Below are 24,836 nucleotides of genomic sequence, written 5' to 3'. Positions count from 1 at the left end.
TGGTTGTCTGAGACCTGAAGAGCAGGTCGTACCACCAGTGTAGAAGCTGTCAGTCCGCCTGCCGCACACTGCTGCGATACATGAACACCAGCGCCAGCCCCAGGCAGACCATCGCCAGAATCCGCGCGCCCGACAGCTCAATGGCGGGGTTGCCCAGCCAACCGAAATTGTCGATCAACATCCCCATTCCCAACTGCCCGACAATCACCGCCACCGTCGCCACCGCAGTACCGATGCGCGGCACCGCACCCACCATGACCATCATGTACACCACGCCGAACAGTGCACCGCTGAGCTGCCATTTCGGTACGTCCAGCAGGCTGATCGCCTGGGCCGGTTCGAAAAACAGGATGAGCAGCCCCGTACTCACGGCGCCGACCGCAAACGTCAACAGGCTACTGCGCAGCACCCCAACGGTCTCCCCCAACCGCCCGTTGATCGCCGCCTGCACACTCAACACCGCACCGGCCAACACCACCACCGCCAACAAAATAACCAGACTCATCACTCACCCCCGCGCAATCAAAACCAAAGCCGCCACAATCAACCCCAACGCCAGCCACCGTTCACCGTTGACCTTCTTGCGCGTGGCGCCAAACCAGCCGAAATGGTCGATCAGCACACTCTTGCCGACCTGCCCGGACAGAATCGCGATCATGGTCATGGCGATGCCGATATGCGGCGTGGCCAGCGTCAACACCACCACGTACATCGGCCCCAGAAATCCGCCGATCAACTGCCAGCGCGGCAAGTCGGTCAGCGCCGGCCCCTTCTGTGGCCCCGCAAACAGCAACAACAAAAACAGAATCGCCGTCCCGACCCCGAAGATGCTCAAGGTCGCCCACAAATGCCCGACCTGCTCACCCAAGGGCCCGAGCAATCCGGCCTCCACCGACAAACCCATGCCGGCCATGATCACCAGCGGCAACAGCAACAAACGCAAACCAGGCCGGGCGACCGGGGCCGGCGCAGCACTCACTTCATCAAACGACTGCATCTGAAAACCTCTGAAGGAAACGATGGCGCGGATTATCGGCTGGCGCAGCTGTGCGATAAATGGGAGCATCCGGACAACACTTTTGCGCAACTCGCACAACAGGACAGACGATGCACGGGCTCAACGAACTGGGATTCAAGGCGCTAAGGCTGTTTGTGGCGGTGCTCGACCATGGCAGTTTTTCCGAAGTCGCCCGCCGCGAGGGTGTTGCGCCCTCGTCGATTTCCCGGCAGATCCAGTTGATGGAACAGGCGCTGAACCAGCAATTGCTCTACCGTCACACCCGCGCGGTCACGCCGACCGAAGCCGGGCGCATGCTCGGCCATCACGCGCGGCTGGTGCTGGTGCAACTGGAGGAGGCCGAACAGGCCTTGCAGGAACAGCAAAGCGAACCGACCGGCCTGGTACGGATCAACGCCCCGGTGGTGTTCGGCCAGCGTCACCTCACGCCATGGCTCGGGCGATTGTGCGAGCGCTATCCGAAGCTGCAAATGGACATCCAGCAGACCGACCACTACATCGATCCGCTGCAGGAAGGCGCCGACCTGCTGTTCCGCATCGGCCCGCTGCACGACTCGAGCATGCAGGCGCGGATTTTGGCGCCGCACCGTTTTCAGGTCGCGGCCAGCCCGGCGTATCTCAAGCGTTTCGGCGCGCCCCGGCATCCCGACGACCTCGCCCGCCACCAGTGTCTGGCCTACAAGGGCGCGACCGGCCAGCAACGCTGGTTCTTCCGTCAGGATCAGGGCGAGTGGACGCCGTATGCAGTCAAGGGCCCGATCACCGGTAACCACGCGGACACGCTGACCCAGGCCGCTGTGCAAGGACTGGGGCTGGTGATGTTTCCGTCATGGCTGATCGGTGAAGCGGTGCGTGAGGGCACGCTGGTGCCGTTGCTGGGGGAGTATCAGGTGTCGAACAGCGTGGAGCCGCAGCAGATTGCGGTGCTGTGGCCGGGGAGCCGGCGGTTGTCGGTGAAGGTGCGGACGGTGATTGATTTCTTTGTTGAGTGTTTTGGCGAGGTGCCGTATTGGGACAGACCCTGATGATCTGTCCCGACAACGCCATCAGATACGGAACTGCCCCACCAACTTCCCAAGCCGCTGCCCCAACTCCGCCAGACTGCGCGAAGTCTGCGCCCCCAACTGTGTCTCATCCGCCACGTTATCCACCGCCACCGCAATCTGATGCACGCTGCGGTTGATCTCTTCCGCCACCGCCGTCTGCTCTTCAGCGGCGCTGGCAATCTGAGCATTCATCGAGTTGATCGTCGCAATCAGATCCGCCATCGCATCCAGCGACGCCCCCGCCTGATTGGCCTGGGCCGACGTACCGTCACCCGCCTCGCTGGAACGGCGCATCGCTTCAACCGCCGACTGCGTCCCCGCTTGCAAGCGATCGATCATCCCCTGGATTTCCTGAGTGCTGATCTGTGTGCGCGACGCCAGCGCCCGCACCTCGTCCGCCACCACCGCAAACCCGCGTCCGGCCTCACCGGCCCGGGCCGCTTCGATCGCGGCGTTGAGCGCCAGCAGGTTGGTCTGTTCGGCAATCGAGCGGATCACCCCGAGTACGCCGACAATCGACGACACGTCCTGTTGCAGGCTGTCGAGGGACACGCCGCTGCTGCGGATGTCGTCCACCAGCGCATGAATCTGTTTGATGCTGCCGGCCACCACGCGTTTGGCGGTCTGACCTTCTTCGTCGGTCTGCTGCGCGGCGACGGCAGCGTTCTGCGCGCTCTTGGCGACTTCCTGGGCGGCGGCGGACATTTCGTTGATCGCCGTGGCCACCTGATCGGTTTCGTGGCGTTGACGCTCCATGGCCTGATCGGAGCGCTGGGCCTGATCCGAGACTTGCGTCACCAGTCCGGTCAGTTGCGAGGTCATCTCGGTGATTTGCCGCACCAGGCCGTGGATTTTGTCGACAAAGCGGTTGAACGAGCCGGCCAGTTCGCCGAGTTCGTCCTGGCTGGTGATGGTCAGGCGCCGCGTCAGGTCGCCCTCGCCCGCCGCGATGTCATCGAGGTTGGCTTTCATCAGGGTCAGCGGTCGCAGGATGGTATTGGCCAGCAGCATTCCCGCCGCCGCGATCACCAGCAGCACCACCACCGCCACGCCGACGATGCTCAGCACCACGCCCTGCATGCGTTCCTGCACCTTGGCCTCGACCACCGCCACTTGCGCTTCGATGCCATCGAGGTTGACCGACGTACCGACCGCCATGTCCCACTTCGCCAGGTATTCGGTGTAGCCGAGTTTCGGCACCAGCACTTGCGCGTTGCCCGGCAGCGGCGAGCTGTATTGCAGGTAGTGGGTGCCGTCCTTCGCGACTTTCACCAGGTCGCGATTGACGTAGACGCCGTTCGGGTCGCGGTTGTCCTTGAAGCTTTTGCCCACGCCTTCGGGATCGTTGGCCTTGAACAGGCGCACGGTCTCGGAGTCGTAGCCGAAAAAGTAGCCGTCCTTGCCGTACTTGATGCTCGACAACAGTTTGATGACCTGCGCCCGCGCCTCGGCGTCACCGGGAGCGGCAGCGTCGTACAACGGTTTGATGGTGGTCATGGCCACCGCGACATAGCTGGCCAGGGTGGCCTTGGCGTCGCCAAGCAGGCGTTCGCGAGTCTGTTCGACTTCCTTGCGCGCCTGTTCCTGAAGGATGAACAGCGTGGTCAGGCTGATCACCAGCGCAAAGAGCAAGACCGGAAGGACGGCAAGGGACAGGACTTTAGCCTTGAGACTCAGGCGCATAGGGAACTCACTTTTTTGGTTTTGTTGGCGTGGTTACAGGCTATAACGGCACGCGAAACCAAAAGTTGAGCTGGGGCTTGAGATCGTTCCCACGCGGACGCTCGACGCAGATCATTCCCACGCTCTGCGTGGGAATGCCTCTTGTGACGCTCTGCGTCACGCTTTGGAACGCGGAGCGTCCCGGGCTGCATTCCCACGCGGACGGTTCGACGCCTCGACGTGGGAACGATCAACAATCAAGTCAGAGGACCATTGCGGCCACCCAGCCGAACGCCAGCAGCGGCAAGTTGTAGTGCAGGAAGGTCGGGACCACGGTGTCCCAGATGTGATGGTGCTGGCCGTCGATGTTCAGACCGGAGGTCGGGCCAAGGGTCGAGTCGGACGCGGGCGAACCGGCATCGCCCAAGGCACCGGCCGTGCCGACGATGCAAACGATGGCGATCGGACTGAAGCCCAGTTGCACGCACAGCGGCACGAAAATCGCCGCCAGGATCGGCACCGTCGAAAACGACGAGCCGATGCCCATGGTCACCAGCAGCCCGACCAGCAGCATCAGCAAGGCACCGATGCCCTTGCTGTGATTGATCCACGACGCCGAAGACTCGACCAGCGTCTGCACCTCGCCAGTGGCCTTCATCACTTCGGCGAATCCGGATGCGGCGATCATGATGAAGCCGATCATCGCCATCATCTTCATGCCTTCGGTGAACAGATCATCCGTCTCGCGCCATTTGACGATGCCCGATGCCGAAAAGATCAGGAAACCGGACAGCGCCCCGATAATCATCGAGTCCAGCAGCAGCTGAATAATGAAGGCCGCCGCAATGGCGACACCGGCGATCAACAGGCTTCGCGGGTTGTATTGCACCGCCACCTGCTCGACCTGCTCGATTTTCCCCAGGTCGTAGACGCGCTTCTTGCGATAGCTGATGAATGCCATGCCAAGGCCGGCCAGCATGCCCAGTGCCGGAATGCCCATGGCATGCGTGACGTTGATGCCGCTGATGTCCACGCCGCTGCGGGCAACGTTGGCCAACAGGATCTCGTTGAGAAAAATGTTGCCGAAGCCCACTGGCAAGAACATGTACGGCGTGATCAGGCCGAAAGTCATGACGCAGGCGATCAGCCGGCGATCCAGTTGCAACTTGGTCAGGACATAGAGAAGCGGCGGCACCAGCAGCGGAATGAACGCGATGTGAATCGGCAGGATGTTCTGCGAAGCGATCGCCACCACCCACAGCAGGCCGATCAGCAGCCATTTGACGCTGCCACCACCGCTCGCATGCTGGCGGTCGACCATCGCCAGGGCCTTGTCGGCCAGCGCATGGGCCAGGCCGGACTTGGCAATCGCCACGGCGAAAGCGCCGAGCAACGCGTAGGACAACGCCACCGTCGCCCCGCCACCCAGGCCACTGTTGAACGCCTTGAGCGTGGCGTCGATGCCCAGACCACCGGTCAGGCCACCGACCAGCGCACCGACGATCAACGCGATCACTACATGCACCCGGGACAGGCTGAGGATCAGCATGACGCCGACCGCAGCAATCACTGCATTCATTTCACTACCTCAAAAACACGACGGTGAAGCCATCCACCGCCAGACAGGATGAGTCCGGCCGGCAAGCCACGCGGCTCGCCAGCGGATTTGCATAGAGGGTCTTATTAGAAGGGCGCGCACTGTGCCGCAGAGCGGGCGCAGTGTCAAAGCGAGCGGTCGCGGCACTGTGTAACTTTCCATGATCAGGTTGCTGAAGACGGCATATCGGCCACAACATGCGTCAATTCGCCGTATTGCATTTACGCCATAAAGAAACTCGAAACGCGGCCGTTACAGTGCAAAGTCTCAGATATTTATCGAATAAGGACGTCTCCATGTCGCTCAGACAACTTTCCATCCAATGGAAAATCACCCTGCTCGCCGGGCTCTGCCTGGCCGGTATCGTGACCCTGTTGGTGGGTCTTTCGCTGTATCGCATGGAGCACAGTTCCGAACTGGTAAAGGCTTCGAGCATGGAAATGCTCACCGAGTCGGCCCAGGCCCGCATTGAATCCCAAGGCGAAGTCCAGGCGGCGGGCATTCGCCAGCAGTTCATGGACGCCTATCAATATGGTCATGGTTTTTCGCGTCAGGTGCTGTTCCTGCGCGAACAGGCCGAGAAGCGCTTTCTGGACGCTTTCGACCTGCGTGAGGACATGACCCGTCAGGTGAAATCGGCGCTGCAGGCCAACCCGGATCTGCTCGGCCTGTCGCTGGTGTTCGAAGCCAACGCGCTGGACGGCAAAGACGAGCTATTTGCCGGGCAAGCTGAATTAGGCAGCAACGACAAGGGCCGCTTCGCCCTGTACTGGTCGCAACCGACACCGGGCAAAGTAACCTCCATGGCCCTGCCGGAAAGCGACATGGCCGACACCAGCACCGGCCCCAGCGGCCAGGCGGCCAACGCCTGGTTCACCTGCCCGCGCACCACGCTCAAGCCGTGCGTGATCGAACCCTACTTTTATGTGATCGACGGGCAAAAGGTGCTGATGACCAGCATCGTGTTCCCGCTGATGGTCAACGGCAAAGTCATCGCCTCGCTGTCGGTGGACATCAACCTCAACAGCCTGCAAGCAATCAGCCAGAGCGCCAGCAAAAAGCTCTACGACGGCCAGACTGCCGTGAGCATCATCAGCCCCGCCGGCCTGCTTGCCGGTTACAGCCCGGACGCCAACAAACTCAGCCAGCGTCTCGATGCCGTGGACACCGCCAGCGGCGCCGAACTGCTGCGTCTGCTTGCGTCGAGCCAAACCGTCAGCAGCCTGCACAGCAACGCGCAGTTGAAAGTGCTGTCGCCGTTCCAGCCGATTCCTGGCGGCCCGTCGTGGGGCGTGCTGCTCGATGTGCCGGAAAAAGTCTTGGTAGAACGCGCCGAAGCGCTCAAGCAACAGCTGGATGCCAGCAACACCTCGGGCACCCTGATCGAACTGAGCCTGGGCGTACTCGCCGCGCTGATCGGCCTGTTGCTGGTGTGGCTGATGGCACGCAGCGTGACCAGGCCGATCCTTGGCGTAGCGCACATGCTCGAAGACATCGCCAGCGGTGAAGGCGACCTGACCCGGCGTCTGGCCTACGACAAGAAAGACGAACTCGGCCAGTTGGCCGGTTGGTTCAACCGCTTCCTCGACAAGCTGCAACCGATCATCGCCGAGGTGAAACGCTCGGTGCAGGATGCGCGCAACACCGCCGACCAGTCTTCGGCGATTGCGACCCAGACCAGCGCCGGCATGGAGCAGCAATACCGTCAGGTCGATCAGGTCGCCACCGCGTCCCACGAAATGAGCGCCACCGCCCAGGACGTGGCCCGCAGTGCGGCACAAGCCGCCGAAGCCGCCAAGGATGCCGACCGCGCCACGCGTCAGGGCCTGACCGTGATCGACCGCACCACCGCCAGCATCGACACCCTCGCCGCCGACATGAGCGCCGCCATGGTGCAGGTCGAAGGCCTGGCCGCCAACAGCGAGAAGATCGGCACGGTACTGGAAACCATCCGCGCCATTGCCGAGCAGACCAACCTGCTGGCCCTGAACGCCGCCATCGAAGCCGCCCGCGCCGGTGAAGCCGGCCGCGGTTTTGCGGTGGTCGCCGACGAAGTGCGCAACCTCGCCCGCCGCACCCAGGAATCGGTGGAAGAAACCCGCCAGGTCATCGAGCAATTGCAGAATGGTACCCAGGACGTGGTCGGTTCGATGGGCAACAGCCATCGTCAGGCCCAGGGCAGCGTCGAACAGGTCGGCCAGGCCGTCACCGCACTGCGCCAGATCGGCGATGCGGTGACAGTAATCAGCGACATGAACCTGCAGATCGCCAGCGCTGCCGAAGAGCAGAGCGCGGTGGCCGAAGAGATCAACAACAACGTGGCGACGATTCGTGATGTGACGGAGTCGCTGTCGGGGCAGGCGAATGAATCGGCGCGGGTGAGTCAGTCGCTCAATAGTCTGGCGAATCAGCAGCAGAGTTTGATGGATCAGTTTCGCGTGTGACGCTCAGGCCCGCTCACCACAAACCTTGTGGGGGCGGGCTCACCGCCGAGGCAACTGAATCTGCACCTTCAACCCGCCCCACTCGCTTTCGCCCAGCACCAGCACCCCGCCCCACGTTTCGACAATATCCCGCACAATCCCCAGCCCCAAGCCATGCCCATGGGTCTGCTCATCCAGCCGCGTCCCCCGGCTGAACACCTGGGCCCGCTGCGCCTCGGGAATCCCCGGCCCGTCATCTTCCACGCTCAACACAAAACCTTCAGCCGTCTCGACCACACTCAACCGCACCTCGGCATCCGCCCATTTGCAGGCGTTGTCCAGCAGGTTGCCCAGCAGTTCCAGCAAATCTTCGCGATCCCACGGCAATTGCAGGCCCGAAGGAGCCACGTAACTCAGATCCAGATGTTCGCCATGAATCATGTTCAACGTCGACAGCAGCCCCGGCAGCTCGGCGTCGCAATCGAACAACGCCCCCGGCAGCGCATCGCCGGCCAGGCGCGCGCGGTTGAGCTCGCGATTCAGCCGTTGCTGAACCTGTTCCAGTTGTTCCTTGAGGATCTTGCGCAATTGCGGATGTGCATCGAGCTGTTCACTCGACGCCAGACTGAGCAGCACCGCCAGCGGAGTTTTCAGCGCATGCCCAAGATTGCCCAAGGCATTGCGCGAACGCTTGAGGCTGTCTTCAGTGTGCGCCAGCAAATGGTTGATCTGCGCCACCAGGGGCTCCAGTTCCGCCGGCACTTGCTCATCGAGTTGTGAACGTTGGCCCTGCTGCAACTGGGCGATCTGTTCACGAGCCTTCTCCAGCGGCCGCAATGCGCGGCGCACGGTCAGGCGTTGCAACAGCAGAATCAGCAACAACCCGGCCAGCCCGAGGCCGAGACCGATCTGCCGCATGCGCTGGAAGCTCTCGCGCACCGGCGTGTAATCCTGGGCCACGCTGATGGAAATCGACTGACCGAGCCGTCGATAGTCCGAACGCAGCACCAATAATTGCTGACCGTCCGGCCCCAATTGCAGGTTGCTGTGCAGACCAGGGTGTTCAAGCATCGGCAGTTCCTGATCCCACAGCGAGCGGGAACGCCAGTGGCTGTCGGCGAAATCGATACGGAAGTAGTGCCCGGAAAACGGCCGCTGATACGCCGGCGACAAGTGCCGCTCATCCAGTTGCAGCCCCTGCGGGCCACGCACCAGCGCCACCAGCAGGTTTTCACTGTCGTTGCGCAGACCCGCTTCGAGGTAACGCTGCAAGCCCACTTCGAACAGCCACAGGCTGGTTTGCACCAGCACCAGGCCGACGATCACCATCACGCTGATCAGCCCCAGGCTCAAACGGCGCTGGATCGATCTCACGAAGCCTGTCCGCCAAACAGATAACCCTGACCACGACGGGTTTCGATCACGCTTTTGCCGAGTTTGCGCCGCAGGTGATTGACGTGGACTTCAAGCACGTTGGAATCGCGCTCGGTCTCACCGTCGTAGAGGTGTTCGGCGAGGTGGCTTTTGGAAAGAATTTGCTCGGGATGCAGCATGAAGTAGCGCAGCAGACGGAATTCGGCAGCGGTCAGCTGAATGTCGGCACCGTCGCGCACGACACACTGGCGGCCCTCGTCCAGGTGCAGACCGGCGGCCTGGAGCGTCGGCTGGTTGGCCTGCCCCTTGGAGCGACGCAGCAGCGACTGGATGCGCAGATACAGTTCTTCGGGGTGGAAGGGTTTGGTCAGGTAATCGTCGGCACCGGCCTTCAGGCCTTCAATACGCTCGGCCCAGGAATCGCGGGCGGTGAGAATAAGCACCGGAATCGTCAGACCGCCGGCGCGCCATTGCGTCAGCACCTCGAGCCCCGGCACGCCGGGCAGACCGAGGTCGAGGACGATCAGGTCGTAGGGCTCGCTGCTGCCCTGATAGACCGCATCGCGCCCGTCCGCCAGCCAGTCCACCGCATAGCCTTGACGTTGCAGGCCGGCGAGCAGTTCGTCAGCCAGCGGTACGTGGTCTTCCACCAGAAGCAAGCGCATCGGTCAATCTTCCTTGTCTTTGATCAGGTTGCCGGTGGCGGCCTCGAAATGCAGCTCGCGAGCCACACCTTCGACGGTCAGCAGCTCGACTTCATAAATGTAGACGTCGTGCTTCTCTTCAAGCTCGGCTTCCAGCAGTTTCGCCTCGGGGTAGCGCTCCATTGCCTTATGCAGCACTTGCTCCAGCGGCAAAATCACGCCCTGCTGACGCAGGCGCAGGGCTTCGTCCTGATTGAGGTCGCGCGCCAGCGTCACCGAGCAGAATGCAACGAGCGCCAGGGCCAGAAGGCCCGTGGCGCGCGTCGATGAATCAGGTAAAAACGATTTCATTAAGTGTCCTGATGGTCCTTGCGCAGCAGCCCGTCGCTTGCGTCCAGTTCCAGCTCCCATTCCACACCTTGCGAGTCTTTCAGCTCGATCTGATACAGGTAAATGCCATAGCGCTTTTCCAGTTCGATATCGATCAGGGTCGAACCCGGATGGCGAGCCCTGGCCGTGGCCATGACGGTTTCAATCGGCACAATGGTACCAGCGTCGATCAGTTTCCGGGCTTCATCTGCGAGCAGGTCGCGGGTATGAGCACGGTTGGCGGTGAGACCAAACAGCAGGAACGCGATGAACAGGCTCGCGAGAATTTTCATGGAGATCTCCGTCTGTGAGGTGGTGCTTCCTTTGTGGCCACCTTAGCGCCGGGAACTTAACTGAAACTGAATGGCCATCATCGGGCCTGCTCCTGCAGAGCTGGCAACATGTGCTTATAATCTTTCGCTTGCTAACGATCGAGACCGGTATGACCGCCATTCACATCAAGTTCCCGTCCCTCACCCTCAAGGCCGGCCCCCGGGCCATGGCGCGCATTCGTGCCCAAGGCCTGAACGCCGCCGACGTCGGCACCCTGCCCGGCGCTGCCGGCGGGCCCAAGGCGCTGGGAATTCAGGGGCTGGATCTGGCGTTGTTCGGCGAGTGGTTGCCGGCCGCGCCGCGTGAGCGTTCGCTGATCGGTGCATCGGTCGGTTCCTGGCGGTTCGCCAGCGCCTGTCTGCCGGACGCCGCCGAAGGCATCCGTCGCCTCGGTCAGTTGTACACCGAGCAGAACTTCAACAAAGGCGTGACCATCAGCGACGTCAGCCGCAGTTCGCAGCGCATGCTCGATGACCTGCTCGACGGGCGCGACGCCAGCCTTCTGACCAACGCCCATTACCGCTTGAACATCATGGTGGTCAAAAGCCACGGCGGGCTGGCGGACGACCATCGCGGCCGGCTCGGGCTGGCGCTGGGCTCGGTGATCGCCGACAACCTGCGGGGCCGCGCGCGATTGTCGCGGCACTTCGAACGGCTGATCATCCACGACCCGCGTCTGGCGCCGCCGGTGCATGCGCTGAATGACTTCCCGTCGCGTTTCGTCGCCCTCGATGCCACAAACCTGCGTCAGGCGCTGCTGGCGTCGGGTTCGATCCCGATGGTCATGGAGGGCGTGCGCGACCTGCCGGGCGCCGGTGCCGGCACCTTCCGCGACGGCGGCTTGCTGGACTATCACCTTGACCTGCCCTACAGCGGCGACGGCATCGTGCTCTATCCGCACTTCACCGACCGGGTGATTCCGGGCTGGTTCGACAAGACCCTGCCGTGGCGCAAAGCCTCGGTGGAGCGCTTGCAGGACGTGCTGTTGCTCGCGCCCTCCAAGGAATACCTGGCGCGCCTGCCCTACGGCAAACTTCCCGACCGTAATGACTTCAAGCGCTTCATGGGCGACGCGCCGAGCCGGCAGAAATACTGGCGCGCGGCGATGGACGAGAGCCGCCGGCTGGGCGACGAATTCCTTGAACTGACTGCCAATGGTCGCCTCGCCGAGCGCTTGCTGACCCTTTAGTCAGCACAGCCCTGGACAAGCTGGTAAACTCGCCGCCTGCCCGAATTCGCTGCGGCGAACGCCATCTGAACAGAGCTGAAATCACTGTGGAAATTTTCAAAGAGTTCACTTTCGAATCCGCCCACCGCCTGCCCCACGTACCGGACGGCCACAAGTGCGGACGCCTGCACGGTCACTCGTTCAAAGTGGCGATTCACCTGAGCGGCGACATCGACCCGCACACCGGCTGGATCCGTGATTTCTCCGAGATCAAGGCGATTTTCAAGCCGCTGTACGAGCGACTGGATCACAACTACCTGAACGACATTCCGGGTCTCGAGAACCCGACCAGCGAAGTGCTGGCCAAATTCATCTGGAATGAATTGAAGCCCCTGCTGCCGGAACTCAGTGCGATCCGCATCCACGAGACCTGCACCAGCGGCTGCATCTATCGCGGCGAGTAACCGATCCTGAAGTCGCCGAAAAGCCCTGTGGGAGCGAGCTTGCTCGCGATAGCGGTTTGCCAGTGAAGCAAGTGTTGCCTGACACGACGCCTTCGCGAGCAAGCTCGCTCCCACAGGGATAGAAGGCGCCTCAGTGTTTGAATAACAGCCCCCGAGGCTGTTTTTTTACGCCTATGCTTTTTGGCTCGAAACCGCCAAGAGGACAGGCCCATGACGGACTGGCTGCTGGATCAGGTCTTTGACTTCAACGGGCGACAGATTCGCCACGGGGTGCGCGGCGACGGCCCGCCGCTGGTGTTCGTGCACGGCACGCCATTCTCTTCTTACGTCTGGCACCGCATCGCGCCGCACTTTTTCGCCACGCACCGCGTGCACTACTTCGACCTGCTGGGCTACGGGCAATCCGAGCAACCGGACGCCGATGTCTCCCTCGGCGTGCAGAACGAATTGCTCGTGCGGTTACTGGACCACTGGAATCTGCAACGCCCGGACGTGGTCGCCCACGACTTCGGCGGCGCCACCGTGTTGCGCGCGCATCTGCTCAACGGCAAGGATTACCGCAGCCTGACCCTGATCGACCCGGTGGCGCTGACGCCGTGGGGTTCGCCGTTCGTACAGCACGTGCGCCAGCATGAAGCGGCGTTCAGCGGCCTGCCGGATTACATCCAGCGCGCCATTGTCCCGACCTATATTCGCGGGGCGATTCACCGGGACATTCCGGATGATGAACTGGCGCCCTACGTACAGCCGTGGCTGGGCGATCCGGGGCAAGCAGCGTTCTACCGGCAGATCGCGCAGATGGATCAGCGCTACACGCTGGAAGCGCAGCCGCTGTACCCGACGATCCGCTGCCCGGTGCAGATTCTCTGGGGTGAGGAGGATCAGTGGATTCCCATCGAACGCGGGCGCGAGTTGCACAAGCTGATTCCCGGATCGCAGTTTCACCCGATCCCGAATGCCGGGCATCTGGTGCAGGAGGATGCGCCGGAAGCCATTGTTGCCGCCCTGCAGCGGTTCCTCTGACCCCATTGCGCGCGCCTGTGGGAACGGCCCTGCTCCCACATGGTTCGGCAGGACGCCCCATGCACTGCTTTCGCGCCGATCATCCGTGTCTCGTCTATAAATACCCGCAACATCGCGTTTGGCACGACCGCTGCAACCTCTTCGCGTCCTCCCCTTTCCAGCAAGGAACGCCCCATGACGCAAAACGATCCCGGCAACGATTACCCCCTCAGCGAAGTGCCGATGCACGCGCGCAAAGGCCTGGCCTCCACGGCGATGGTGCTGCTCGGCTTCACCTTTTTCACCGCGACCATGTTTGCCGGCGGCAAGCTCGGCGTGGCGTTCAACTTCGGCGAGATGCTCGCCGTCATCGTCATCGGCAACCTGCTGCTCGGCGTGTACGCCGCAGGCCTCGGATACATCGCCTTCAAGAGCGGCCTGAATTCGGTGCTGATGGGACGCTTCTGCTTTGGCGAAGTCGGCAGCAAGCTCAGCGACCTGATCCTCGGGTTCACCCAGATCGGCTGGTACGCCTGGGGCACCGCGACAGCCGCCGTGGTGCTCGGCAAATATTTCGATCTGAACGAAGGCACGGTGCTGGGGCTGATGGTGCTGTTCGGTCTGGTGTTCTGCGCCACGGCGTATGTCGGTTATCGCGGGCTGGAGATCCTGTCGTACATCGCGGTGCCGGCGATGATGTTGCTGCTGATGCTGTCGATGTGGGTCGCCACGGTGAAAGTAGGTGGCCTCGACGGATTGCTCAGCGTCGTACCCAGCGGTTCGCTGGACTGGTCGACCGCCATCACGCTGGTGTTCGGCACCTTCGTCAGCGGTGCGACCCAGGCCACCAACTGGACGCGTTTTTCCCGTTCGGCGCGGGTCGCGGTGCTGGCCAGCCTGATCGGTTTTTTCATCGGTAACGGCCTGATGGTGCTGATCGGTGCCTATGGCGCAATCGTCTATCAACAACCCGACGTGGTCGAAGTGCTGCTGTTGCAGGGCTTCGCCATGGCGGCGATGGCAATGCTGTTGCTGAACATCTGGAGCACCCAGGACAACACCATCTACAACTTCGCCGTCGCCGGTTGCAACCTGCTGCGCACCGGTCGCCGCAAGACCGTGACCCTGGCCGGCGCGGTGATTGGCACGGTGCTCGCGCTGCTGGGCATGTACGACATGCTGGTGCCTTATCTGATCCTGCTCGGCACGGTGATCCCGCCGATTGGCGGCGTGATCATGGCCGACTTTTTCTTCCGCTGGCGCGGACGTTATCCGCGTCTGGCCGACGCACGGTTACCGGCGTTCAACTGGCCGGGGCTCGCGGCTTACGCGGCCGGAACCGTCGCGGCGTTCGGCTCGCCGTGGGTCGCGCCGCTGGTCGGGATCGCCGTTGCCGCGTTAACGTATATCGCAGTGACCGGCCTGCTCGGCGCCCGCAACGCGGCCGCCCCTCTACAAGATCTATAAAAGGATTCGCCCGATGCACATCATCAACGCCCGACTGCGCAACCAGGAAGGTCTGCACGAATTGCACCTTGAAGACGGCCTGATCCGCAGCATCGCGCGCCAGACCGAAGCGCCGACCCTGGGCCCCGACGACCTCGACGCCGGCGGCAATCTGGTGGTGCCGCCCTTCGTCGAGCCGCACATCCACCTCGACGCCACCCTGACCGCCGGCGAGCCGCGCTGGAACATGAGCGGCACGCTGTTCGAAGGCATCGAATGCTGGGGCGAACGCAAGGTCACCATCACCCAGGAAGACACCAAAACCCGCGCCAGGAAAACCATTCAGACGTTGGCCGCCCACGGCATCCAGCACGTGCGCACCCACGTCGACGTCACCGACCCGCAACTCACCGCGCTCAAGGCGATGCTCGAAGTGCGCGAGGAAAGCCGTCATCTGATCGACCTGCAAATCGTCGCGTTCCCACAGGAAGGCATCGAGTCGTTCAGCAATGGTCGCGAACTGATGGAAGAAGCGATCCGCATGGGCGCGGACGTGGTCGGCGGGATTCCGCATTTCGAGTACACCCGCGATCAGGGCGTCAGCTCGGTGAAGTTCCTGATGGACCTGGCCGAGCGCACCGGCTGCCTGGTGGACGTGCACTGCGACGAAACCGACGACCCGCATTCGCGCTTCCTCGAGGTGCTGGCCGAAGAGGCTCGCAGCCGCGACATGGGCGCGCTCGTGACCGCCAGCCACACCACCGCGATGGGCTCCTACGACAATGCCTACTGCGCCAAACTGTTCCGCCTGCTCGGGCATTCGGGGATCAGTTTTGTCTCCTGCCCGACCGAAAGCATTCACCTGCAAGGGCGCTTCGACAACTTCCCGAAACGCCGTGGCGTGACCCGCGTGAACGAATTGCTCGAAGCCGGGATGAATGTCTGCTTCGGTCAGGACTCGATTGTCGATCCGTGGTATCCGCTGGGCAACGGCAACATCCTGCGGGTGCTCGAAGCCGGCCTGCACATCTGCCACATGCTCGGCTACCGCAACCTGCAAAGCGCGCTGGATCTGGTCACCGACAACAGTGCCAAAGCCATGCACCTCGGTGAGCGCTACGGTCTGGAACAGGGCCGCCCGGCCAACCTGCTGATCCTCTCGGCGGACAGCGACTACGAAGTGATCCGCAGCCAGGGCCTGCCGCTGTATTCGATCCGCAACGGCAAGGTGCTGATGAAACGGCAGATGCCGGTGGTGGAGTTCATGGAGGGTTGAGCAGCGGTTATGGTTCGCAGCGGTTTTATCGCGAAAGGTTAGCGCCAGCCTGTCAGATCTGACAGGCGACAACTGCTGCGAGCCGGCTCACAGTAAGCCCCAAGGGATCCATCGTTCCCGGGGGGACGACCATGAAAGGGACTTCACCATTTCGCCTGAGCTTCGCTGTCTGCCTGATGATCGCCACAACGGCAGCGGCGATGGCTGGCGTTCGCAACGGCAGCGGTGAAGAAATCCTGTTGCAGGGCTTTCACTGGAACTCAAGCCGCAATCAAACACCTTGGTATTCGGTACTTGCGCAACAGGCGACGACCATTGGCAAAGATGGATTCACCCTTGTCTGGTTCCCGCCACCCTGGATGGATAAATCAAGCTGGTCCAACAGCCAGGCTCAGACTTCCGGTGGTGGCGAAGGCTATTTCTGGAGCAACTTCGACAAGAACAGCGAATATGGCAGCGATCAGCAACTCAAGGCGGCGGCGTCAGCTCTGAAGAATGCCGGAGTAAAAGTCGTCTACGACGTGGTGCCCAATCACATGAGCGACCAAGCGGTCTATTCCATGTTCCCCCGTGGGAGCAATGAGTGGCGGCATGACTGCGCGCAATGTGACGAAGGCGACGCGTTCATGGATGGCGCCGCGGATCTGAACACCGCTCACCCAACAGTCTTCGACGCCTTCAAAAAAGAATTCAGCAACTTGCGCGATAACTATGGTGCTGAAGGCCTGCGCTTTGACTTCGTCCGTGGTTATGCACCGGAAACGGTGGATCGCTGGATGAACGCCTTCGGCAACCAGCAGTTCTGCGTCGGCGAAAACTGGAAAGGCCCCGACGAATACCTGCAGGGCGATTGGCGACGCAGTGCAAGCTGGCAGGATGTGCTCAAGGACTGGTCGGATCGCTCGCATTGCACAGTGTTCGATTTTGCCCTGAAGGAGCGCATGCAGAACGGCTCACTCGCCGATTGGCGCCACGGTTTGAATGGCAATCCGGATCCCGCCTGGCGCGCAATCGCAGTAACCTTCGTCGACAACCACGATACCGGTTACTCACCTGGCGCCTACGGCGGCCAGCATCATTGGGCGTTGCCCGATCCTCAGGTCAATCTTGCTTACGCCTACATCCTCAGCAGTCCCGGCACACCGACCGTGTACTGGCCGCACATGTACGACTGGCAGCGCGATCAACTGATCCGGGAATTGATCAAACTGCGCAAGGCCGCCGGTGTCCGCGCGGATTCGCCGGTTCGCTTCAACACCGCCTATAAGGGGCTGGTCGCCACCACACAGGGCGTGCGCGGCACATTGGTGATCGCCCTGAAATCCGATCTGCAGCAGCTGCCACAGGGCCTGGGCACGCCGACATTGAGCTGGGATAACGGCGATATCCGGATCTGGACCGGCCCTGTCGAACCTGCGACGGTGGCAGTCAACGTGCATTGCGACAACGCCAATCCGCAACCGGGCGAAAGCGTCTATGCAGCGGGTTCATCGCTGGAGTTCGGGGCATGGGACCCGCAGCATGCGCTAGCACTGACATTGGCCAATAACCGCTGGAGCGCCAGGGTTGAGGTGCCGGGTCAGCAAAAACTCGAGTGGAAGTGCATCGTGCGTGGCCAGACTCAGGCGGCGGTGTATTGGCAGGCCGGCGCGAATAACGCATTCACCAGCGGTGCCGTGAACGACACCGTCGGGCGCTTCTGATCTTGAGGTTGCAGCTATTTTTCGTCGCGCACTGCGGTGCCGAACAGACGCACGCCGGTCAGTTCTCCGTCGCGCTCCTCCAGCAGGATTGGCGCCGTACCGCCCGGCATCACCACCTGAACTTCTCCCGCCGACACCCAGCCCACCCGCCACGCCGCGCTCGCCACCGCACTGGCGCTGGTGCCTGAGGAAGCGGTCGGGCCTTCGCCCCGTTCGAACACCCGCGCCACAATGCGTTGATCCCCGGCGCGCATCGCCCATTGCAGGTTGACCCCGGCCGGGCACGGCTGGCCGGCGCCGGTGGGCATGGCGTAGGCGATGGCGGTCAGGCTGTCCGTCAGCGGCGATTCAAGCATCTGTGCGTTGCTCGGCAATGCGGCTTCGTCCTGCACCAGCGTCACGCAATGCGGATTGCCGATGCGTACGAACTGGCTGTGTGCCCAGGCAGGATCGAGTTGCGCCAACGGTCGAACACGGCTGACCTGCGCACCGTTGAACGGAACCGGTTCAACGCCGAGCGCACCAACCGCCGCCGGGCCGAAATCGGGCTGCCCGAGATCAAGCCAGAAGCCTTGCACGCCCGCCACTTGCGCCGGTTTCACCGAGGTCGACACGGGCGACTGCGCATCCTGTTTGTCGTGATGCACCCGCATCGTCGCGCCCTCCTGCGGCATCTGCCCCTGCTCAAGCAGTGCCTGAGAAAAAATCGTCAGGCCGTTGCCGCTGCGCTCGGCCAGCGTGCCGTCGGTGTTGACGATCAGCAGGTCGAAGGGTGGCGAAGATTGAAACGGGCCGATCAGCAAGCCATCGCTGCGATGGGACTTGCTACCCGCTGGACGACGACCTTCGGGCCAATCGCAACACAAGGTAATCGCGGCGTGGCTCCACGCCTGTCGTGACAAGGCACACTGCGTGGCACTGGCGGGCAGATCGATACCCGAGTCGCGCAGCGCCTGCGGTGAAATCACCCCGTAGATATTGCCCCGTGCATCGTAGAACTGCGTCATGAACCGCCCCTCGGTTTCAAGTTGTCAAAGGCGTCACTGTAAAACGCAATTCCCTGTGGGAGCGAGCTTGCTCGCGATGGCGGTGTATCCGTCAATGAGCGTCGACTGACACGACACTATCGCGAGCAAGCTCGCTCCCACAGAAGAGCTGTGCAAGGATGTCCGCTGCTGAAACGTTTTTTGCCAAGGATCGTTATGACCAGCCTCACCCCTCAAGACACGTTCGTTCCCGGACGCCTCGAACAGATGTCCACGCGCATCGCCTTCTTCATTGCCGGACTCGGCATCGCCGCGTGGGCGCCGCTGGTGCCGTATGCCAAGGCGCGGGCCGGGCTCGATGAAGGCACGCTGGGGTTGTTGCTGCTGTGCCTGGGCGTCGGTTCGATTCTGGCGATGCCGCTGGCGGGGATTCTGGCCACGCGGTTTGGCTGCAAAAAAGTGGCCACCGGCGGCACGCTGCTGATCTGTGCGGCGTTGCCGTTGCTGGCGACGGTGTCGTCGATTCCGGCGCTGATCGCCACGTTGTTCATGTTCGGTGCCGGGCTCGGCACGGTGGATTCGACGGTAAACCTGCAAGCAGTGATCGTTGAGCGGGCCAGCGGCAAGAACATGATGTCGGGGTTCCACGGCCTGTTCAGCCTCGGCGGGATCGTCGGTGCAGCGGGCGTGAGCGCCCTGCTCGGCATGGGGCTGTCGCCACTGGCGGCGATGCTGGTGGTGGTCCTGGTGCTGATCGCGGCGCTGTTCAAAGCCGTCCCGCACATGTTGCCTTACGGCAGTGAAAGCTCGGGGCCGGCGTTCGCGGTGCCCCACGGAATCGTGCTGTTCATCGGCGGCATGTGTTTCATCGTGTTCCTCACCGAAGGCGCGGCGCTGGACTGGAGCGCAGTGTTTCTGGCCCAGGAACGCGGGATCGATACTGCCTATGCGGGGTTGGGTTATGCAGCGTTCGCGCTGACCATGACGGCCGGCCGTTTGACCGGTGACCGGATCGTCCGGGCATTGGGTGCGACGCGGATCATTCTGTTTGGCGGTCTGCTGGCGGCGGCGGGATTGTTTCTGGCGACGTTCGCCCCGGGCTGGCAAGCCGCGCTGCTCGGTTATGCGCTGGTCGGTGCCGGCTGTTCGAACATCGTGCCGGTGCTGTACACGGCGGTGGGCAAACAGACGGTGATGCCGGAAAGCATCGCCGTGCCGGCAATCACCACACTGGGTTATGCAGGGATTCTGGCAGGGCCGGCGGTGATCGGGTTTGTCGCCCACGCCAGCAGCCTGAGTTTTGCCTTCGGGTTGATGGCGACGTTGCTGGTGGCGGTGGCGATTGGCGGGAAAGCGCTGAAGGTCTGAGCCTGATCTGATCTGTTCAGATCGTTCCCACGCAGACGGTTCGACGTGGGAACAATCGATGCAGATCAGAAGCCTACGCTGGCCTGCACGAAGAACGTCCGTGGCGTGCCCACGTAGATCCCCGAGTTGTTGTCACTGGAGCGGGTGAAGTACTGCTTGTCGAAGATGTTCTTCACCCCGGCGCCGAGCTTGAGGTTCGACAGCTGCGAACCGAAGTCATACCCGCCACGCACGTTCCAGGTCACGTAACCCGGAATGTCGCCGTACTGCCCGTCCGCCGTGCCTTCGGTGATGTAATTGCCATTGAAGCTGCCATCAGCATTCACGCCGGTGCCGGGCGAACGCTGTTTGGACTGGGCAAAACCGTCGATGTTGTAGGTCCAGCGGTTGATGTCGTAGCGCAGGCCGACGGTGGCCACCTGACGCGAATAGAACGGCAGGTCGCGGCCCTTGAAGCCTGGAATCTCGCCTTCGTACGTGGCGCGGGTGTAGGTGAAGCCGGCGTTGGCGGTCAGGCCGTCGAGGCGCGGATCGAGCGCCGCCATGTCGTAGTGCACCGAAGCTTCGATACCCTGGTGCTTGGTCGCGCCGAGGTTGGTCCAGCCCACGTCATTGCTGATGTATTGCAGTTCGTCATCGAAGTCGATGTAGAACAGCGTCACTTCCCCGCCCCACACGTCATCGTTGTAGCGCGTACCGATTTCGTAGGTCTTGGCTTTTTCCGGTTCCAGACCATTGGCGGTCTGGTCACCCGAACCGCCCTGGCCGAGCTGGAAATATTGCAGGCTGCCGAACGACGTCTCGTAGTTGGCGAACAGCTTCCACGCATCGGACAGGTGATACATCACGCTCAGCGCCGGCAACGGCTCGTTGCTCTCGATGCTGCGGTTTTTCTCCGGCACGCGTTTGCCGGCGGTGTCGAGCACGGCGCGATCATGCCAGTCGGTGCTGATGTGTTCGAAGCGAATGCCCGGGGTCACGGTCCAGTTGCCGACGTCGATCTTGTTGTCGATGTAGACCGAGTTGGCCTCGGTGCCGCCGGTGCGGTCCTGGAATACGTGACCATCGGAAGTTTTGGTGACCACCGGCACATTGTTGACCAGCGCCAGACGGCTCGATTGCTCGTGCATCGCCTCTTTCAAATAACGGTAACCGACGCTGACTTCCTGGGTGGTCGGGCCGACATCAAACACACGGGACACACGCGGCTCGATCCCCAGCGTGTAGTAGGAACGCGGGAACGAGCTGAGGGTTTTCTGATCGCGGGCGGCGATGGTGCTGCCGCGAAAACTGTCGGAATAGTAAGTCAGCACCTCCGCCTGGGTGCGCTCGTCGACCTGCCGGATCCACTTGAACGACACGTCCTTGCGGCGGCCGCTGAAGCCGTCATAGTCGCGGTCGGACTGGAACGGTTTGTCGTCGTACTGCTTCTGCGTCAGGCCGCCGGGCATGTCGGCGCTGGCATCGTAGTAGTGGAAGTTGAGGCTGAAATCGTCCTGCTCGGTCGGTGCCCAGTGGGTCTTGAGGATCACGTCGTCGATGTCGTTGCCGTTGTTGCGCTCGCGGTAACCGTTGCCGTTGACGCCCGAGTACAACAGCGCCATGCCGATGCCGTTGTCGGCGGTGCCGCCAAGGAACGCGGTGTCGATGTGTTTCCAGCCACCGTGCTGCGAGGTTTCCAGAGTCGTGCCGATTTCACCGGTGGTTTTTTCCGGGATCGCGCGGGTCACGAAGTTGATCACGCCGCCGACGTTCTGCGGCCCGTAACGCACGGAGCCGGCACCTCGGACCACGTCGATGCTGTCGAGGTTGCCGGAAGAAATCGGCGCCATCGACAGTTGTGGCTGGCCATACGGCGCAAACGCAGCCGGCACGCCGTCGATCAATACGGTGGAGCGTGGCGACAGACGCGACGTCAAACCCCGCACGCCGACGTTCAGCGAAATATCGCTGCCGCCAGTGCCGTTGGCTTCCTGCACCTGCACGCCCGGTACGCGGCGCAGCACGTCGCCGACGTTCATCGCGCCCTGCTCGACCATCGCTTCACGACGGATCACCGTACGCGCGCCGGGGTGGTTCTGCACCACGGCGGCGTCGGCGTCGCCGAGCCAGTCGCCGACCACTTTGATGTCGGTCACGCCCAGCTCCAGCGGGCCGCTGTCGGCGGAAGTCGGGGCTGGCGACAAGGTCACCGAGCCTTCATTGATCTGGTAATCCAGACCGCTGCCTTGCAGCAATTGGCGCAGGGCCTGCTCCGGAGAAAGATTGCCGTCCACCGCCGGCGCCTGTTTGCCGGCGACCAGGTCCGGGCTGAAAAAAACCTGCAACGAAGTTTGCTGACCGAGTTCGCTCAAGGCCTGACCCAGCGGCTGTGCACGGATGTGAATGGCTTCGGCGGCGAAAGCCATCGGCACGGCGGCGTTGACCGCCAGCGCGAGCGCCAGCGGCAACCAGGAGGATTTTTTGTTTTTGGTGGTGGAGTTTTTCACGTCGAACGGAGTCCTGTGGATCGCAAAAGTGTGCGGCTGTTAATGCAAACCAGTTGCAGTTAAACAGGAAGACGACGAACTCGAAAAAAACCTGAATTTTATTTTGAAATTATTTCCTGGCTGCCGTCGGCAAGGGTGCGCACGGCCACCGGAAGGATGCTCGGCAAGGCCTTGAGCAAGGCATCGGTGTTGTCGGATTTGAACACGCTGGTCAGGCGCAGACTGGCCACGGCGGGGTTGGAGACTTTCAGCGGCTTGTCACGATAACGCGACACTTCCTCGGCGACTTCGCTGAGGCTGGCGTTGTTGAACACCAGTTTGCCGCTGCGCCAGGCCGTCAGTTCCGCCGGGTTGACCGCGTAAGCTGGCGCCACTTTGCCCCGGGCATCGATCCGCGTGCCGAGGCCGGCGGTCAGGCTGATGAAATCGGCATCCGCCGCATCACGACCCTGCACCTTGACCGTGCCCTGTTCCACCGCGACTCGGGTCTGGGTCACGTCACGCCGCACGTCGAAGCGGGTGCCGGTGACCGTGACCTTGCCGCTGCCGGCCTCGACCACGAACGGGCGGGAAATGTCGTGCTCGACGCTGAACATCGCTTCGCCTTCGGTCAGCTCGATGAGCCGGCGATTCTTCTCGAAACGCACCTGCAGGCGGCTGCGGCTGTTGAGGTCGATCACTGAACCGTCCGGCAACGCCACATGCTTGCGCTCGCCGAGCCCGGTGGCGAATTCAGCGCTGTAACCCGACGGATGATTCAAACCGCTGAACAGACCGAGCCCGAGCCCCACCGCCACCACGCTGGCCGCCACGGCATAACGCAACAACGGACGGCGTTCGCGCCGCGCTGGCGGGGTTTCGCACAGGGCCTTGAGGCGTGGCGCCGGCAGCAGATCCGCTGCCGTCCACAAGCCTTGCAGCAACTGAAACTCATCACGGTGCTGCGGATGCTGGTTCAGCCACGCGTCGAAGCGCTGCTGTTCATCGACACTGATGGCCGGCTCCTGCAAACGCACAAACCAGCGTGCCGCGTCATCGCGCACCGTTGTTTGCCCGCACGCGCAATCACGAGTATCCGTCATGGAATGTCCTGTTTGGCTGGGGATGAAAAGACGCCACGGCTCATGATTGCGCCCCGTCCAGGCGATCACGCAGATGCCGCAGGGTGCGGATCATATACTTTTCCACCATGTTCCTGGACAGGCCCAGGCGTTCGGCGATTTCCGCCTGGGTCAGGCCCTCGATCTTCTGCCAGACGAAGATTCGTCGGCAGTTGACCGGCAGCTCCGTGAGCGCGCGTTCGATGGAATCGGCCAGCTGGATCGCATGCATGTAATGCTCCGGATCGCCGGTCGGCGACTCACTGAGATCGATCGCCTCCGACTCCATGGCACCCCGCCGGTCCTCCCGCCGATAGCCGTCCACCGCGATGTTGCGCGCGGTCTGATGCAAATATGCCCGGGGTTGCTGCACCGCCGACGAATCGGATTCGAGCACCCGCACAAAGGTGTCGTGCGCCAGATCCTCGGCCTGCGAGCGATTGCGCAGGCGACGGGTCCAGGTGCCGATCAACTCTTCGTAATGCTCGAGAAAGCCGGGTCTGCGGGGCAGCATGGGGATCATTGCGGCGCGCTGAGGAAAGGGGCGTGAATAGTAATGCTTCCTATTAAGCCGAAGCAACGTATTCCTCGGGAATGCCGACGAAGCTGTTTTCCCTACCCCTCCAGCGCTCTAACCCGCGTTAATCTCTGCCTTGCGCGAGCAGAACCACCCGTGCATCAAACCCGCCTGAAAGAACTGGACCGGCGCCTCGAACCCGGCCGACTCGATCAGACCGGCGACTTGCGGCGCCGGCAGGATCGCCACATCCCGGGCATAGGCCAGACGCGCTCGCTCGAGCATTTGCGCCGGCACCTGGGCCGATTCCATCAGCGTCATCCAGTGACGCAGCAATGCTTCATAGGCCGGCGATGCGGTGTCAGAGGCAAGATCAGCATTCGCCAGAACCCCGCCCGGCAGCAGACGACGGGCAATCTCATGGAAAAAGTCGATACGGGCCTGGGGATCGAGCAAAAACTGCGATACCAGAAAACAGGTCGCACCGTCGTAACCGGATTCATCCGTCAGCGTATCGAGATAGCCTTCATGAAACCGGCAACGGGCGAGAAAACCGCCCTCTTTCGCTCGCTGACGGCATACGTCGAGCATGGCGCCCGAAGGGTCGACTGCGGTGAATTCCCAGCCGGGAAACTGCTGCGCCAGATGCGCCATTTCCACACCGGTGCCCACGCCGACGCAGAGTATCCGGGCATTCGCCGGCAAGCCCGCGAACACGGAATCCAGCAGTAAATACAGGGCATCACGCAAGGGCGCCATGCCGCTCCACTGTTTGTCGTATACAGCTGACTGCTGGTCGAACAAGGCCTTGAGTGCTTGATTGTCCATGGAAACCTTCCTCTGCATCGTGA

Annotated in this window: 21 protein-coding genes and 3 pseudogenes; 10 read left to right on the top strand and 14 right to left on the bottom strand. The window is 62.3% G+C overall.

Going from position 1 to position 24,836, the window contains the following annotated elements:
* Positions 1-49: 49 nt before the first annotated feature.
* Together MKZ87_RS21980 and MKZ87_RS21975 are read right to left on the bottom strand one after the other, a co-directional pair.
* Positions 50-505, bottom strand: coding sequence for a DMT family transporter (locus MKZ87_RS21980; protein WP_085700428.1), 456 nt, complete (start codon positions 503-505; stop codon positions 50-52).
* 3 nt (positions 506-508) lie between these two features.
* Positions 509-997 (bottom strand): DMT family transporter, encoded by a 489-nt coding sequence (locus MKZ87_RS21975; protein WP_085705228.1) that lies wholly within the window; start codon positions 995-997, stop codon positions 509-511.
* 110 nt (positions 998-1,107) lie between these two features.
* Between MKZ87_RS21975 and MKZ87_RS21970 the strand changes: the two genes are divergently transcribed.
* Complete coding sequence (locus MKZ87_RS21970; protein WP_085705211.1) at positions 1,108-2,043, top strand: LysR family transcriptional regulator; 936 nt, start codon at positions 1,108-1,110, stop codon at positions 2,041-2,043.
* A gap of 21 nt (positions 2,044-2,064) precedes the next feature.
* Here MKZ87_RS21970 and MKZ87_RS29145 read toward each other — a convergent pair.
* From MKZ87_RS29145 to MKZ87_RS21960, 3 genes and pseudogenes are all read right to left on the bottom strand, one after another.
* A pseudogene (locus tag MKZ87_RS29145) lies at positions 2,065-2,658 on the bottom strand (methyl-accepting chemotaxis protein); the annotation flags it as partial.
* Between the two features lie 312 nt (positions 2,659-2,970).
* Positions 2,971-3,747, bottom strand: a pseudogene (locus MKZ87_RS29140) (cache domain-containing protein); the annotation flags it as partial.
* Between the two features lie 241 nt (positions 3,748-3,988).
* A complete protein-coding gene (locus MKZ87_RS21960; RefSeq protein WP_085700431.1) occupies positions 3,989-5,305 on the bottom strand; it encodes a Na+/H+ antiporter family protein in 1,317 nt (438 codons plus the stop codon).
* Positions 5,306-5,520: 215 nt separating this feature from the next.
* Between MKZ87_RS21960 and MKZ87_RS29135 the strand changes: the two are divergent.
* Both MKZ87_RS29135 and MKZ87_RS29130 read left to right on the top strand, forming a co-directional pair.
* Positions 5,521-6,909 (top strand): annotated as a pseudogene (locus MKZ87_RS29135) (HAMP domain-containing protein); the annotation flags it as partial.
* A gap of 102 nt (positions 6,910-7,011) precedes the next feature.
* On the top strand, positions 7,012-7,767 hold the full coding sequence (locus MKZ87_RS29130) for a methyl-accepting chemotaxis protein (protein ID WP_371807414.1): 756 nt from the start codon (positions 7,012-7,014) through the stop codon (positions 7,765-7,767).
* A 39-nt stretch (positions 7,768-7,806) separates the two neighbouring features.
* Here the strand turns inward: MKZ87_RS29130 and MKZ87_RS21950 are convergent, their stop codons facing one another.
* Genes MKZ87_RS21950 through MKZ87_RS21935 form a run of 4 tightly spaced genes read right to left on the bottom strand, consistent with a single transcriptional unit; the run spans position 7,807 to position 10,426 of the window.
* Positions 7,807-9,120, bottom strand: a complete 1,314-nt coding sequence (locus MKZ87_RS21950; protein WP_085700433.1) for an ATP-binding protein — start codon at positions 9,118-9,120, stop codon at positions 7,807-7,809.
* The gene (locus MKZ87_RS21945) at positions 9,117-9,785 is read right to left on the bottom strand and encodes a response regulator transcription factor (protein WP_085705207.1); all 669 of its coding nucleotides are present in this window, start codon (positions 9,783-9,785) and stop codon (positions 9,117-9,119) included. The genes MKZ87_RS21950 and MKZ87_RS21945 overlap by 4 nt, the downstream gene beginning before the upstream one ends.
* 3 nt (positions 9,786-9,788) lie before the next feature.
* Entirely contained in the window at positions 9,789-10,115 is a 327-nt protein-coding gene (locus MKZ87_RS21940) for a PepSY domain-containing protein (protein WP_085700435.1), read from the bottom strand.
* Entirely contained in the window at positions 10,115-10,426 is a 312-nt protein-coding gene (locus MKZ87_RS21935) for a PepSY domain-containing protein (RefSeq protein ID WP_085700436.1), read from the bottom strand. Before MKZ87_RS21935 ends, MKZ87_RS21940 begins: the two co-directional genes overlap by 1 nt.
* A gap of 149 nt (positions 10,427-10,575) precedes the next feature.
* Between MKZ87_RS21935 and MKZ87_RS21930 the strand changes: the two genes are divergently transcribed.
* From MKZ87_RS21930 to MKZ87_RS21905, 6 genes are all read left to right on the top strand, one after another.
* On the top strand, positions 10,576-11,655 hold the full coding sequence (locus MKZ87_RS21930) for a hypothetical protein (RefSeq protein ID WP_085705205.1): 1,080 nt from the start codon (positions 10,576-10,578) through the stop codon (positions 11,653-11,655).
* An 86-nt stretch (positions 11,656-11,741) separates the two neighbouring features.
* A complete protein-coding gene (gene queD / locus MKZ87_RS21925) occupies positions 11,742-12,098 on the top strand; it encodes a 6-carboxytetrahydropterin synthase QueD (protein ID WP_085577504.1) in 357 nt (118 codons plus the stop codon).
* Between the two features lie 210 nt (positions 12,099-12,308).
* Positions 12,309-13,121, top strand: a complete 813-nt coding sequence (locus MKZ87_RS21920) for an alpha/beta fold hydrolase (protein WP_085705203.1) — start codon at positions 12,309-12,311, stop codon at positions 13,119-13,121.
* 174 nt (positions 13,122-13,295) lie between these two features.
* Complete coding sequence (codB, locus tag MKZ87_RS21915) at positions 13,296-14,567, top strand: cytosine permease (protein WP_085700439.1); 1,272 nt, start codon at positions 13,296-13,298, stop codon at positions 14,565-14,567.
* A 13-nt stretch (positions 14,568-14,580) separates the two neighbouring features.
* Entirely contained in the window at positions 14,581-15,822 is a 1,242-nt protein-coding gene (gene codA, locus MKZ87_RS21910) for a cytosine deaminase (protein ID WP_085705199.1), read from the top strand.
* 131 nt (positions 15,823-15,953) lie between these two features.
* Positions 15,954-17,525: a glucan 1,4-alpha-maltotetraohydrolase domain-containing protein gene (locus tag MKZ87_RS21905; RefSeq protein WP_085700441.1), complete on the top strand. Its 1,572-nt coding sequence runs from the start codon at positions 15,954-15,956 to the stop codon at positions 17,523-17,525.
* A gap of 14 nt (positions 17,526-17,539) precedes the next feature.
* Here MKZ87_RS21905 and MKZ87_RS21900 read toward each other — a convergent pair whose 3' ends face one another.
* The gene (locus tag MKZ87_RS21900; RefSeq protein ID WP_085705197.1) at positions 17,540-18,532 is read right to left on the bottom strand and encodes a diaminopimelate epimerase; all 993 of its coding nucleotides are present in this window, start codon (positions 18,530-18,532) and stop codon (positions 17,540-17,542) included.
* 195 nt (positions 18,533-18,727) lie between these two features.
* Here MKZ87_RS21900 and MKZ87_RS21895 point away from each other — a divergent pair, with 195 nt between their 5' ends.
* Positions 18,728-19,879 carry an MFS transporter gene (locus MKZ87_RS21895; RefSeq protein ID WP_227232984.1) on the top strand — a complete coding sequence of 384 codons (1,152 nt, stop codon included), beginning with the start codon at positions 18,728-18,730 and terminating at the stop codon, positions 19,877-19,879.
* Positions 19,880-19,944: 65 nt separating this feature from the next.
* On the opposite strand, the gene MKZ87_RS21890 is transcribed toward MKZ87_RS21895, so the two are convergent.
* The 4 genes from MKZ87_RS21890 to MKZ87_RS21875 all read right to left on the bottom strand — a co-directional run bounded on the left by MKZ87_RS21890 (position 19,945) and on the right by MKZ87_RS21875 (position 24,813).
* Positions 19,945-22,368 (bottom strand): TonB-dependent siderophore receptor, encoded by a 2,424-nt coding sequence (locus tag MKZ87_RS21890; protein ID WP_266201986.1) that lies wholly within the window; start codon positions 22,366-22,368, stop codon positions 19,945-19,947.
* 98 nt (positions 22,369-22,466) lie between these two features.
* Positions 22,467-23,450, bottom strand: coding sequence for a FecR family protein (locus tag MKZ87_RS21885; RefSeq protein WP_085700445.1), 984 nt, complete (start codon positions 23,448-23,450; stop codon positions 22,467-22,469).
* A gap of 40 nt (positions 23,451-23,490) precedes the next feature.
* Entirely contained in the window at positions 23,491-23,991 is a 501-nt protein-coding gene (locus MKZ87_RS21880) for a sigma-70 family RNA polymerase sigma factor (RefSeq protein ID WP_011335117.1), read from the bottom strand.
* A 108-nt stretch (positions 23,992-24,099) separates the two neighbouring features.
* On the bottom strand, positions 24,100-24,813 hold the full coding sequence (locus tag MKZ87_RS21875) for a class I SAM-dependent methyltransferase (RefSeq protein ID WP_085705189.1): 714 nt from the start codon (positions 24,811-24,813) through the stop codon (positions 24,100-24,102).
* Positions 24,814-24,836 lie beyond the last annotated feature (23 nt).

Source organism: Pseudomonas sp. MCal1 (assembly GCF_026341415.1).
Lineage (GTDB): Bacteria > Pseudomonadota > Gammaproteobacteria > Pseudomonadales > Pseudomonadaceae > Aquipseudomonas.
Note: the sequence above shows the minus strand (reverse complement) of the source record. Positions and strands in the feature narration are given on the sequence as shown.

Coding starts and splice junctions, on each gene's coding strand:
- MKZ87_RS21960 (WP_085700431.1), bottom strand. CDS start 5,305: ATGAATGCAGTGATTGCTGCGGTCGGCGTCATGCTGATCCTCAGCCTG.
- MKZ87_RS21940 (WP_085700435.1), bottom strand. CDS start 10,115: ATGAAATCGTTTTTACCTGATTCATCGACGCGCGCCACGGGCCTTCTG.
- MKZ87_RS21975 (WP_085705228.1), bottom strand. CDS start 997: ATGCAGTCGTTTGATGAAGTGAGTGCTGCGCCGGCCCCGGTCGCCCGG.
- MKZ87_RS21945 (WP_085705207.1), bottom strand. CDS start 9,785: ATGCGCTTGCTTCTGGTGGAAGACCACGTACCGCTGGCTGACGAACTG.
- MKZ87_RS21970 (WP_085705211.1), top strand. CDS start 1,108: ATGCACGGGCTCAACGAACTGGGATTCAAGGCGCTAAGGCTGTTTGTG.
- MKZ87_RS21905 (WP_085700441.1), top strand. CDS start 15,954: ATGAAAGGGACTTCACCATTTCGCCTGAGCTTCGCTGTCTGCCTGATG.
- codA (WP_085705199.1), top strand. CDS start 14,581: ATGCACATCATCAACGCCCGACTGCGCAACCAGGAAGGTCTGCACGAA.
- codB (WP_085700439.1), top strand. CDS start 13,296: ATGACGCAAAACGATCCCGGCAACGATTACCCCCTCAGCGAAGTGCCG.
- MKZ87_RS21930 (WP_085705205.1), top strand. CDS start 10,576: ATGACCGCCATTCACATCAAGTTCCCGTCCCTCACCCTCAAGGCCGGC.
- MKZ87_RS21980 (WP_085700428.1), bottom strand. CDS start 505: ATGAGTCTGGTTATTTTGTTGGCGGTGGTGGTGTTGGCCGGTGCGGTG.
- MKZ87_RS21885 (WP_085700445.1), bottom strand. CDS start 23,450: ATGACGGATACTCGTGATTGCGCGTGCGGGCAAACAACGGTGCGCGAT.
- MKZ87_RS21875 (WP_085705189.1), bottom strand. CDS start 24,813: ATGGACAATCAAGCACTCAAGGCCTTGTTCGACCAGCAGTCAGCTGTA.
- MKZ87_RS21895 (WP_227232984.1), top strand. CDS start 18,728: ATGACCAGCCTCACCCCTCAAGACACGTTCGTTCCCGGACGCCTCGAA.
- MKZ87_RS29130 (WP_371807414.1), top strand. CDS start 7,012: ATGGAGCAGCAATACCGTCAGGTCGATCAGGTCGCCACCGCGTCCCAC.
- MKZ87_RS21920 (WP_085705203.1), top strand. CDS start 12,309: ATGACGGACTGGCTGCTGGATCAGGTCTTTGACTTCAACGGGCGACAG.
- MKZ87_RS21880 (WP_011335117.1), bottom strand. CDS start 23,991: ATGATCCCCATGCTGCCCCGCAGACCCGGCTTTCTCGAGCATTACGAA.
- MKZ87_RS21935 (WP_085700436.1), bottom strand. CDS start 10,426: ATGAAAATTCTCGCGAGCCTGTTCATCGCGTTCCTGCTGTTTGGTCTC.
- MKZ87_RS21900 (WP_085705197.1), bottom strand. CDS start 18,532: ATGACGCAGTTCTACGATGCACGGGGCAATATCTACGGGGTGATTTCA.